At 59.7% G+C, this 10,361-nt stretch carries 9 protein-coding genes; 6 read left to right on the forward strand and 3 right to left on the reverse strand.

Going from position 1 to position 10,361, the window contains the following annotated elements; genetic code table 11:
- Both BFP95_RS28795 and BFP95_RS06355 read left to right on the forward strand, forming a co-directional pair.
- The coding region (locus BFP95_RS28795) for an RHS repeat domain-containing protein (RefSeq protein WP_139115300.1) at window positions 1–1,375 on the forward strand (1,375 nt) is incomplete at its 5' end.
- 2 nt (window positions 1,376–1,377) lie between these two features.
- Window positions 1,378–1,797 carry a hypothetical protein gene (locus tag BFP95_RS06355; RefSeq protein WP_065882060.1) on the forward strand — a complete coding sequence of 140 codons (420 nt, stop codon included), beginning with the start codon at window positions 1,378–1,380 and terminating at the stop codon, window positions 1,795–1,797.
- Window positions 1,798–1,987: 190 nt separating this feature from the next.
- On the opposite strand, the gene BFP95_RS06360 is transcribed toward BFP95_RS06355, so the two are convergent.
- The 3 genes from BFP95_RS06360 to BFP95_RS06370 all read right to left on the reverse strand — a co-directional run bounded on the left by BFP95_RS06360 (window position 1,988) and on the right by BFP95_RS06370 (window position 5,039).
- The gene (locus BFP95_RS06360) at window positions 1,988–3,217 is read right to left on the reverse strand and encodes a M20/M25/M40 family metallo-hydrolase (RefSeq protein ID WP_065882059.1); all 1,230 of its coding nucleotides are present in this window, start codon (window positions 3,215–3,217) and stop codon (window positions 1,988–1,990) included.
- A 48-nt stretch (window positions 3,218–3,265) separates the two neighbouring features.
- Window positions 3,266–4,324 (reverse strand): diguanylate cyclase, encoded by a 1,059-nt coding sequence (locus BFP95_RS06365; RefSeq protein WP_065876402.1) that lies wholly within the window; start codon window positions 4,322–4,324, stop codon window positions 3,266–3,268.
- A gap of 82 nt (window positions 4,325–4,406) precedes the next feature.
- Window positions 4,407–5,039 (reverse strand): LysE family translocator, encoded by a 633-nt coding sequence (locus tag BFP95_RS06370; protein ID WP_065876403.1) that lies wholly within the window; start codon window positions 5,037–5,039, stop codon window positions 4,407–4,409.
- 123 nt (window positions 5,040–5,162) lie between these two features.
- Between BFP95_RS06370 and BFP95_RS06375 the strand changes: the two genes are divergently transcribed.
- The 4 genes from BFP95_RS06375 to BFP95_RS06390 form a co-directional block, all read left to right on the forward strand.
- Entirely contained in the window at window positions 5,163–6,566 is a 1,404-nt protein-coding gene (locus BFP95_RS06375; RefSeq protein WP_065909627.1) for an aminotransferase-like domain-containing protein, read from the forward strand.
- Window positions 6,567–6,710: 144 nt separating this feature from the next.
- Window positions 6,711–7,451, forward strand: a complete 741-nt coding sequence (locus BFP95_RS06380) for a response regulator (RefSeq protein ID WP_065876405.1) — start codon at window positions 6,711–6,713, stop codon at window positions 7,449–7,451.
- Window positions 7,448–8,752: an ATP-binding protein gene (locus tag BFP95_RS06385; RefSeq protein ID WP_065876406.1), complete on the forward strand. Its 1,305-nt coding sequence runs from the start codon at window positions 7,448–7,450 to the stop codon at window positions 8,750–8,752. The genes BFP95_RS06380 and BFP95_RS06385 overlap by 4 nt, the downstream gene beginning before the upstream one ends.
- Window positions 8,753–9,125: 373 nt before the next feature.
- On the forward strand, window positions 9,126–10,361 hold a 1,236-nt coding region (locus BFP95_RS06390; protein WP_065882057.1), incomplete at its 3' end, for a ribonucleotide-diphosphate reductase subunit beta.

Raw genomic sequence — 10,361 nt, forward strand, 5'->3', positions numbered from 1 at the left:
CAAAGGCGAACACCACTACCACTACGATCCCCTCGCCCGCCTGACCCGAGCCGATCACTCCCAAGGCGAGCAGGAACGCTTCGGCCACGACCCGGCCGGCAACCTGCTCATGCAAGACCGCCCCGGCCCGGACATCGTCGCCGGCAACCGCCTGATGATCCAAGGCGACCGCCACTACGACTACGACGCCTTCGGCAATTTGATCCGTGAACGCCGAGGCAAAGGCCAGCAACTCGTCACCGAATACCGCTACGACTGCCAGCACCGCCTGATCGGCGTCACCCAACCTAACGGGCAAACCGCCAGCTATCGCTACGACCCCTTCGGCCGCCGCATCAGCAAAACCATCGACGGCCTGACCACCGAGTTCTTCTGGCAAGGCGACAAACTCATCGCCGAACACCACGCGGATCACCACCGCAGCTACCTCTACGAACCCGACAGCTTTCGCCCACTGGTGCTACTGGAAGGTTTCGGCCCAAAAGAAACCAAGCCCTACCACTATCAACTCGACCACATCGGCACCCCACAGGAACTCACCGCCCCGGATGGCGAAATCGTCTGGTCCGCGCATTACCGCGCCTACGGCGAAATCACCCGCCTCGACATAGGAAAAGTCGACAACCCGCTGCGCTTCCAAGGCCAGTACTTCGACTCGGAAAGCGGGCTGCACTACAACCGCCACCGCTACTACAATCCGGATATTGGTCGTTACCTGACGCCCGATCCGGTGAAATTGGCGGGTGGGATCAATGCGTACCAGTACGTGCCCAATCCTACGGGATGGGTGGATCCGCTGGGATTAACTTCTTGCCCAGGAACCGCTGGATGCAAACCATCCTATAACGCCCAAAGTCCTTTTGATGCCGTTAAAGTCAACTCCGATGAGCCAAGAACTCCCGGGCCGCAGCTTACAGCTAGACAGAGGAGAATTGAGGAACTTACCGAAGCAAATGCGAAACGTCGAGTACTGGAATACGAAGCAGAGTACGACATGCACATGGTTGGCAAGCACGGCCCAGAGGTAGAGAGTCACAAGATAAGAAGGCGTTCGATCAATGGAACAGACCCAATAACAGATATAACTCCGCAAAATAAAAAAGGCGTCCCAAGTTCCCAATTTAACAGCTGGAAGCTCCAACTTCAGGCATGGACAAAGGCTACGTCTCGGGTTGAACGAGGCCTGCCGCGCTACACTGGCATTGACGACAAGACAAACGATATTGTGCGCTTAGAATTACCAGGAGCTGGACGTGGCTACAGACCTAACAAGAAAGACCCTAACAATCCAACTTTCAACCCTTCAATGAATGGCGCAGAAATGAAATTTCGTGAAGACGGAACGCCTTTTACTCTATTTCCAATTAAGGAATAAAAATGCTATTTCACCCTTCCTCCGAGCACATACCTTTCGATGCCAGCTTGAACTATTTCGTAGGCGTTTTTGATATTTATGACAGGGAGGAAACCAAAGGGAAAGCACTCGCCCGCTTCAACCCTAACGAAAAGAAAGACAGGGAAGCGCTTATATGTGAGTACTGCTTAGATCCTTTCAATAGGCTTTCCTATCGCCATAGGTACCGACTAGTAGAAACCTTACTTCAGGCATTAAACACTGAAGACTTTAACTTCCACGCTTACTTTGAGGACGATCCAGAGGCGTATTCAAAAATGGCTTGGGACGAAACCGAAATTGCCGATCCTCGAGGCTTCTTCGTCGACATCTACCGACTCGCCAACGAGGTCTGGAAGGACGACCTCGAAAAAGCCGGCCTCGAAGACCCATCAACTTGGTAAAACCAACACCGCTCTCCAAGACACCACCGCCCTCCTGTGGCGAGCGAGCTTGCTCGCGCTGGGCCGCGAAGCGGTCCCAGTACAGACAATGGGTATTTTCAGTTAAATAGGCATTGGCTGTTTTGGGGCTGCTTCGCAGCCCAGCGCAGGGCAAGCCTGCTCACTACAAGAGAACCTCAATCAGCAGAGATCACCGCTTCGAAAGCTCCATAATCATCCGACTCAACAAATAAACCCGCGGCGCCACGCTCTCCACCTCCGCATACTCCTCCGCCGTATGAATACCCCCCCCGACAATCCCAAACCCATCCAACGTCGGCGTCCCAACCCCAGCCGACAAACTCGCATCCGCCGCCCCACCACTGCCTTCAATCGTCAGCTTCTTGCCCAACTCCCCATAAATCCCCTGGGCAATCGCCACCAACTTGTCCGACTCCGGCGTCTGCGGCATCGGCGGTAAGCCGCGTTGCAGGGTGGTTTTCACTTCTGTGTCCGGGATCAGCTTGTTCGCCGACACCCGCGCCAAGTCCTTCTCGATGCGATCAAACTCTTCCGGCAACGCCGCACGCACGTCAGCCTTGGCGGTAGCTTGGTCAGGAATCACGTTGGTACGGTCGCCCGCCTTGAGCACGGTAAAGTTGATGGTGGTTTTCTTCTCTTCATCGCCCAGCTTGCCCAGTTGCAGGATCTGGTGCGCAACCTCCATGGCAGCGTTGCGGCCCAGTTCCGGGGCGACGCCGGCGTGGGCGGCTTTGCCTTTGACTTCTACCAAGGCAGTGGCGCTGCCTTTGCGCCAGACTACCAGGCCGTCGGCTGGGCGGCCGGGTTCGAGGTTGAGGGTAACGTCGTGGGCCTTGGCGGTTTTGCGAATCAGCTCAGAAGCGGCGTCGGAGCCCGTCTCTTCACTGGCGTCGAGCAGGAAGGTGATTTGTGCGTAGTCCTGGAAGCCTTGGTCCTTGAGGACTTTGAGCGCGTAGATGCCGGCGACGATGCCGCCCTTATCATCCATTACGCCGGGGCCATAGGCGCGGCCGTCCTTGATGTGGAACGGTCGCTCGGCGGCCGAGCCTTCCTTGAATACGGTGTCCATGTGGGCCATCAGCAGGATCTTGGCTTTGCCAGTGCCCTTGAGCGTGGCAACCACATGACTGTTATTGGCCGCTTTATCCGGTACCAACTCGATGCTGAAGCCCAGTTGTTTCAGTTCATCAACAGCGATGTCACGCACTTGGGTCAGGCCCGGCTCATAACCCGAACCCGAGTCAATGTTCACCAGGCGTTCCAGCAATTTCAGGGCTTCGGCCTTGTACTGTTCGGACTGCGCCTGGATCTGTTTATGGGGTTCGGCGCTGTAGGCCGGCACGGCGAAGGACAAGGCCAGGGTGGCGGCCAGGAGAGTACGCGGGAAGTTGAAGTGCATGAACCGATCCTTGTTTTTTGTGGGAGGGTGCCGCCACACCCTACCCCACTAGACCGATCGCAACCAACTCCCCTGCGTGGAGCTGACGCGGTTGCGCCCGCTGCTCTTGGCCTCGTACAACGCCTGGTCGGCGTCGTTCAACCAGCTTGTGGAGTCGGCATGGGTCGGCTGATACGGCGCCAGGCCGATGCTCAAACTGGCACGTAAGGTCGGGTCCTGGGCGTAGGCCAGGGCGTTGAAGCGATCGCGCAACGCGTCCATCACTTCGGTGGCGCGGTTGAGCGGCATGTCCGGCAGGATCACGCAGAATTCGTCACCACCGTAACGCCCGGCCAGGTCGGTGGCGCGCAGGTTCTGGCGCAGGACTTTGCTCAATTGGCGCAGGACGATATCACCGGTGACATGGCCGTAGGTGTCGTTGATGGTCTTGAAGTGGTCGATATCGATCAACGCGATGGCGCCGCCTGAGAAACCTCGGCGGCAGCGTTGGAATTCGATTTCAAGGTGATCCTTCCAGGCGCCATGATTGAGCAGGCCGGACAGGCTGTCAGTACGGCTCAGCGCCAAAAGCTCGCGCTTGTGGCGCGCCAGCGTCACCGCCTGGCGATAGCAGATCCAGCCCAATGCCAACGGATACAGCATCAGGATCGGCAGGCAGGCATAGAGTTGGGTTTGGGTCGTCACCGCGATAAAAGCGGGGGCGAATAACAGTAACGAGGTGCCGATGCCGAGCGCCTGCGCCACCCACCCCGCCAGCATGAAGCGGGGACCGCCGATGGCCACGTTGTTCATGGTCATCATCGACAACGTGGTCACGCTGGGCAGTGGATTAAAGTGCATGGCGCCGACCCAGAACCCACCGCAAAACGAATCGAACAGCAGGTGGCGTCGTTCGCTGCGCAGTGCATTGGCGGTGCGTAAGGTCAGTTGAAACGCCAGGTGCGGCCAGACAAACGCGTTGATGACCATCCAGGCCCACACCCACCATGCGGGGTCCAGCGGATACATCCCGAACACCACGCACACAAAGCCGAGCGTCAGCCCGAGGGTACGGGATTTGTACAGCCGTGAAGCAAGCCGAAGCCCGTGTCCTTCTGCAGCTGACATGATGAGATGAAATCCTGAGTGATTGCCTGGAGTCTATCAGGGCACCGGCAAATCGCCACTACCCTTCATAAGCTCAAAACCCTCAGTGGGAAAAGCCTCGCGCCAGCATCAGCGCCACGCCCAGCAGCAATACTGCCGTGACCCGCTGCAACACCACGCGGCGCTTGGGGTTTTCCAACACATGCTTGATGCGCTGGCCGAAGTAGCAATACAGGCAGCCGCTGGCGAATTGCAGCACCAGGAACGTCATGCCAAGGATGGCAATGTCCACCGTCGAACCCTGCCCACCGGTCCCGGCGAACTGCGGGAACACTGCGCTGAACATGATGAGGGTCTTGGGGTTGGAAAACCCGGTCAGCAAACCCTTGCCGAACAGGCTGCGCGAGCCCTCCACAGCGCCGACGCGGTCGATCGACGGGCCGCTGCTGGTCCACTGTTTGTAGGCCAGGTACAGGATGTAGGCCACACCGACAATCTGGATGCCCTGGGTGATGGCAAGGTTGCCCTTGATCAACTCCGAGAAGCCCACGGCGAAGATCAGGATCGATATCAGGTACGACACACTGGCACCGATCTGCGCCGGGATCGAACGGCGCAGGCCGTCGCGCAAGCCCAGGCTCAACAGCAGCAGTGTCATGGGGCCAGGGCTGAACGTCATGGTGGCGCAAAAGAGCAGGAAGTAGAGAAACGAAGAGAGGGTTAACGCACTGGTCATGGCCGGGGCCCCGAGGAAGAGAGCCAGCAGTCTAGGCAGTGGGCGTTGCGCAGGGCAGGTAAAGTGAGGCCTAATTCGCCCGAACTTCACCGGTAAAATAACCGGCAAAGACAAGGAATTTGCATGTTCGTATCGGCCATTGCCTTTATAGAGGGCACCTCTAAGGTGCAACAGATTGTGGAGGCGTTCAGCCAGGCCATCGAAAACGGTGAATGGGCGCCCGGCAGCCAGTTACCGTCGGTGCGCGAGCTGACCCAGACCCTGGGCGTGAGCAAATTCACCCTCAACGAAGCCCTCGACCGTCTGCGCGGGCGCAATCTGCTGACCTCCCGTCAAGGTCGTGGCTATTTCGTAGCAATAGACCGCGTGCGCCCGGCCACGGCGAACTGGGTTGATTTACTGCCTCAGGACCTGCTCAGCGTACTGCGCCGCCCGCTTGCCACGGCATATGGCGACCTGCGCCCCGGTGGCGGCCACTTGCCGGAAGCGTGGCTGGACAGCGAAGCCATTCGCCAAACCATGCGCAGCGTGGTGCGTGCGCCCTCGTTGCGCATCGCCGGGCTGGGCACACCGGCCGGGCTATTACCGTTGCGCCAGGCCTTGCAACAGAAACTCCACGGCGAAGGGTTGTCGGTATCGGTGGAGCAGATCATCACCACCCCCAACACCGTGCAAGGCCTGGACATGCTGATGCGCCTGCTGGCGCGCCCCGGCGACACCGTGCTGCTGGATACGCCGTGCTACTTCAACTTCCACGCCAACCTGGCCCTGCATGGGGTCAAGGTCGTGACGATCCAGCGCCGCCCCGACGGTTTTGATTTTACTGCACTTGAACAACTGTTGGCCGAACACCGACCCAGCCTGTACCTCACCACCAGCGTGCTGCAGAACCCCACCGGCCACTCCTTCAGCCCTGGCCAAGCGTTTCGCTTGTTGCAACTGACCCAGCACTACCATTGCCATATCGTCGAGGATGATCTCTACGGCGACCTGCACCCCAACCCACCGCCGCGCCTGGCTGCCCTCGCCGGCTTGGACCAAGTCACCTACTTGTCGGGGTTCTCCAAGATCCTCAGCGCCAACGCCCGTGTCAGCTTCGTGGTCGCCGCGCCGCAATTGGCGGCCAACCTGACCAATATGAAGTTGATGAGCGGCGGCGTGACCTCGGAGCTGTTCGAGCAGATCGTGTACCGCATGCTCAGCGAAGGCAGCTACGCCAAGCACCGCAAGCGCATGGTGCAGCGCTTGATGGAGGCCGGTGGGCGGGTCGAGCAATGGCTCAAGCGTTGCGGCTGCGAATTGCCCATGGGTTACGAAGGCGGGATGTTTATCTGGGCGCACCTGCCGCCTGGGATCAACGGCGAGCAGATGGCCCAGGCGGCATTGAAACAAGGCATGGTGCTGGCGCCGGGCGCGCTGTTTGGTTATGACCCGGCGCACCGCGACTTGATGCGCTTCAATGTGGCCCACAGTGACGAGCCACGGGTGCAGCAGGTGTTTGAGGCGCTGCTGGGTAGCGCCCTCTAGCGCAGGCCGATACGTTCGTTGAGCGTTTTTTTGCTTCGTCGTGTATCTCATTATCGCCAGATACACTGCAATACAAAGGGCACAAGGCAGCGGCGGCGCCAATGGCTAGACTGCGCGCACTGAGTATTTAACGAGGGTGGCAGCATGGATCATGTCGATCACATCCTGATTGTCGATGACGACCGGGAGATCCGTGAACTGGTAGGCAACTACCTGAAGAAAAACGGCCTGCGCACCACCGTGGTCGCCGACGGGCGCCAGATGCGCAGCTTCCTCGACACCACCCCGGTGGACTTGATCGTGCTGGATATCATGATGCCGGGCGACGACGGCTTGCAGCTGTGCCGCGAGCTGCGAGTGGGCAAGCACAAGGCCACGCCAGTGCTGATGCTCACCGCGCGCAACGATGAAACCGACCGCATTATCGGCCTGGAAATGGGCGCTGACGATTACCTGGTCAAACCGTTCGCCGCCCGTGAACTGCTGGCACGTATCAACGCGGTACTGCGCCGCACACGGATGTTGCCGCCGAACCTGATCATCAGCGAGACCGGTCGTTTGCTCCGGTTTGGCCGTTGGCGCCTGGACACTACCGCACGCCACCTGCTCGACACGGACGACACCCTGGTGGCCCTGAGTGGCGCCGAATACCGCCTGTTGCGGGTGTTCCTCGACCACCCCCAACGCGTGCTCAACCGCGACCAATTGCTCAACCTGACCCAGGGCCGCGACGCCGACCTGTACGACCGCTCCATCGACCTGCTGGTGAGCCGCCTGCGCCAGCGCCTGCTGGATGACGCCCGCGAACCGGCCTATATCAAGACGGTGCGCAGCGAGGGCTATGTGTTCTCGCTGCCGGTGAAAATCCTCGGGGCCGATCAATGAGCTTCAAGCTCGGCTGGCCCCGCACCCTGGCGTCGCAGTTGTCGCTGATCTTCTTGATCAGCCTGGTCTGCGCCCATGGCCTGTCTTTCAGTGCGCAGTTCTACGAGCGCTACATCAGCGCGCGCACCGCCATGTTGGGCAACCTGGAAAACGATGTGTCCACCTCGGTGGCGATCCTCGACCGTCTGCCCGCCAACGAGCGCGCCAGCTGGCTACCGCGTCTCGACCGGCAGAATTACCGCTACCTGCTCGACGACGGCGAAACCGGTGAGCCGATGAGCAGCAACGCTGTGCCCATGGCCGCCACCTCGATTGCTGATGCATTGGGTGAACGCTACGCGCTGACCTTGCGCGACATCCCCGGCCTGCAAAAACACTTCCAGGCGCACCTGACCCTGGCGGATGGCAGCCCGATCACCATTGACGTGCGCCCCGCGATGGTCCCCGTCGCCTACTGGTTGCCGGTGGTACTGGTGCTGCAACTGGCACTGCTGCTCGGCTGTACCTGGTTTGCCGTGCGCCTGGCCATCCGCCCGCTGACGCGCCTGGCCCGCGCGGTGGAAACCCTGGACCCCAACGCACATCCCACGCTGCTCGACGAGAATGGCCCGACCGAAGTCGCGCATGCCGCCGCCGCGTTCAATGAAATGCAAAAACGTATCGCCGAATACCTCAAGGAACGTATGCAGATCCTGGCGGCCATTTCCCATGACCTGCAAACCCCGATCACCCGCATGAAACTGCGCGCCGAATTCATGGACGACTCCGCCGACCGCGACAAACTCTGGGGCGACCTGAGCGAGATGGAACACCTGGTACGCGAAGGCGTGGCCTATGCGCGCAGCGTCCACGGTGCGACCGAAGCCAGCCACCGCATCAACCTCGACGCGTTCCTCGACAGCCTGGTGTTCGACTACCAAGACATGCACAAACACGTCAGCCTCAGCGGCAAAAGCGCGGTGGTCCTCGATACCCGCCCCCACGCTCTGCGGCGTGTGCTGGTGAACCTGGTGGACAACGCCCTGAAATTCGCCGGCTCCGCGCAACTGGAAGTGGGCTCGATGGCCAACGGGGAATTGTCGATCAAGGTCTTGGATAACGGCCCCGGCATTGCCGAGGACGAACTGGTGCAGGTGATGCAGCCGTTCTACCGCATCGAAAGCTCGCGCAACCGTGGCACCGGCGGCACCGGCCTGGGGCTGGCGATTGCCCAGCAACTGGTGGTGGCGATTGGTGGCTCGCTGACCTTGAGTAACCGCCCGGAAGGCGGATTGTGCGCGCAGATCAAGATCAGTGTGTGAGGTTGAGTGGGGCTCCCTAAGCCTTACTCAGTCCGAATGTATAAGCTGGCTTGCCGGCGATGCAGAAGCCCGGGTTCATCAGGCACACCGGGGCGATGCCTTCGCAGGCAAGCCAGCGTCCACAGGGAAACGCGTACGCCTCATTGATCAGGTCGGCTGGCAGGCCTGCGACATTCACTGCCCTCTTGCGCGTTGACCATCGTAGCCACACACCATATAGTGTGCCCACAAACAGAACAGACCACTACATAGTGTGCAGTATCGGTATTTATCGACCACACTATGCGCAGTATTTCAATGCCTGAAGCCTGCAATTTACTTATTTTTTGGCGGCTCCAAGGGCCGTCAAACCCGATCTGAAAGGAATATTTCGATGCTGAGTTGGGATGAAGTCGATAACGAAGACACCGGTGCAGCGGTGATCAAAGGCGCCAACGCCGGCCACGCCACCGAAGCCAACATGGACCGCCTCGACGGTGCCGGCGCTGCCGCCGCCCTTGAAGCCCGCGCCGTCACCGCCAGTGACTCCGCCGCCATCGTCCGCGCCAAGGCCGCCCTGGACAAACTCGACGTCGCCGAAGGCCTCGCCGAACTCGAAGGCGCCTCCGCCCGCGTCGCCGTTGACGAAAAGCGCATGATCAACTGCCGCGCCGACCTCAACCAACTCGTGCCCTTCAAGTACGACTGGGCCTGGCAGAAGTACCTCGACGGCTGCGCCAACCACTGGATGCCGCAAGAGGTCAACATGACCGCCGACATCGCTGTGTGGAAAGACCCCGAAGGCCTGACCGACGACGAACGCCGCATCGTCATGCGCAACTTGGGCTTCTTCTCCACCGCCGACTCCCTGGTTGCCAACAACCTGGTCCTGGCCGTGTACCGCCTGATCACCAACCCGGAGTGCCGCCAGTACATCCTGCGCCAGGCCTTCGAAGAAGCGATTCACACCCACGCCTACCAGTACTGCATCGAATCGCTGGCCATGGATGAAGGCGAGATCTTCAACATGTACCACGAGATTCCATCGGTCGCCAAAAAGGCTGCCTGGGGCCTGAAGTACACCCGTTCGATCTCCGATCCGAAGTTCGAAACCGGCACTGTCGAGACTGATAAAGAACTGCTGCGTAACCTGGTCGCCTACTACTGCGTGCTGGAAGGCATCTTCTTTTACTGCGGCTTCACCCAGATCCTGTCCATGGGCCGTCGCAACAAAATGACCGGCGTCGCCGAGCAGTTCCAGTACATCCTGCGCGACGAGTCGATGCACCTGAACTTCGGTATCGATGTGATCAACCAGATCAAAATCGAAAACCCGCATTTGTGGGATGCCGAGATGAAGGAAGAAGCGACCCAGATGATCCTGCAAGGGACTCAGCTGGAGATCGAATACGCGCGCGATACCATGCCGCGCGGCGTGCTGGGCATGAATGCGGCGATGATGGAGGATTACCTCAAGTTCATCGCTAACCGTCGCCTGTCGCAGATTGGTTTGAAAGAAGAGTATCCGGGCACCACCAACCCGTTCCCGTGGATGAGCGAGATCATGGACTTGAAGAAAGAGAAGAACTTCTTCGAAACCCGTGTGATCGAGTACCAAACAGGCGGCGCG

The sequence above is a fragment of the Pseudomonas sp. 58 R 12 genome, assembly GCF_900005865.1.
Taxonomy (GTDB): Bacteria; Pseudomonadota; Gammaproteobacteria; order Pseudomonadales; family Pseudomonadaceae; genus Aquipseudomonas; species Aquipseudomonas tritici.

What these genes read in the sequence shown, in the direction of transcription:
- BFP95_RS06365 (WP_065876402.1), bottom strand. Translation starts at nt 4,324, where the DNA reads ATGTCAGCTGCAGAAGGACACGGGCTTCGGCTTGCTTCACGGCTGTAC.
- BFP95_RS06355 (WP_065882060.1), top strand. Translation starts at nt 1,378, where the DNA reads ATGCTATTTCACCCTTCCTCCGAGCACATACCTTTCGATGCCAGCTTG.
- BFP95_RS06380 (WP_065876405.1), top strand. Translation starts at nt 6,711, where the DNA reads ATGGATCATGTCGATCACATCCTGATTGTCGATGACGACCGGGAGATC.
- BFP95_RS06375 (WP_065909627.1), top strand. Translation starts at nt 5,163, where the DNA reads ATGTTCGTATCGGCCATTGCCTTTATAGAGGGCACCTCTAAGGTGCAA.
- BFP95_RS06360 (WP_065882059.1), bottom strand. Translation starts at nt 3,217, where the DNA reads ATGCACTTCAACTTCCCGCGTACTCTCCTGGCCGCCACCCTGGCCTTG.
- BFP95_RS06370 (WP_065876403.1), bottom strand. Translation starts at nt 5,039, where the DNA reads ATGACCAGTGCGTTAACCCTCTCTTCGTTTCTCTACTTCCTGCTCTTT.
- BFP95_RS06385 (WP_065876406.1), top strand. Translation starts at nt 7,448, where the DNA reads ATGAGCTTCAAGCTCGGCTGGCCCCGCACCCTGGCGTCGCAGTTGTCG.